We start from the raw sequence: 625 nt of genomic DNA, 5'->3' as shown, positions 1-625 counted from the left end.
GCTTAAGCTTTCGGACGCTTCGTGCCGTACTTGGAACGGCCGCGCCGGCGATCGTCGACGCCGACCGCGTCGAGCGTGCCTCGGATGACGTGGTAACGCACTCCCGGCAGGTCCTTCACACGGCCGCCGCGGATCAGCACGATCGAGTGCTCCTGGAGATTGTGCCCGACGCCCGGGATATAGGTGGTGACCTCGATGCCGTTGGTCAACCGCACGCGCGCCACCTTGCGCAGCGCCGAGTTCGGCTTCTTCGGCGTCTGGGTGTAGACACGGACGCACACGCCGCGCTTCTGGGGCGACCTCTGGAGCGCCGGGCTCTTGGTGTGCTTCTTCTGGCGGTGGCGTCCCTTCTTCACCAGCTGATGGATCGTCGGCATCCGATGGTCTCCTGCTTCAGCACACACCTGAGGCGGCGTGCGCGTCTGATTGCGATTCGTCCGATCTCCTGACTCGGCGCACACCTAGGCGGTCGCGCGCATCTGTTTCCAGCTCGTCGCGCGGAGAGGAACCGGTCCACCCGGAGACATCTCTACTGGCGAGCTACGTACTATCTCGATTGTGATGGGCTGAACAGGCAGGTCAGTCGCTTGGCCATCATCGAGAGGCAGTGCCTGAAGATCTTGTC

1 protein-coding gene is annotated in these 625 nt (G+C 63.8%); it reads right to left on the bottom strand.

The features are described from left to right. Positions 1 to 2: 2 nt before the first annotated feature. On the bottom strand, positions 3 to 377 hold the full coding sequence (locus GY725_10760; GenBank protein MCP4004666.1) for a 30S ribosomal protein S12: 375 nt from the start codon (positions 375 to 377) through the stop codon (positions 3 to 5). Positions 378 to 625: the final 248 nt, after the last annotated feature.

The organism is bacterium (assembly GCA_024226335.1).
In the GTDB taxonomy this organism is placed as follows: Bacteria; Myxococcota_A; UBA9160; order SZUA-336; family SZUA-336; genus JAAELY01.
Note: the sequence above shows the minus strand (reverse complement) of the source record. Positions and strands in the feature narration are given on the sequence as shown.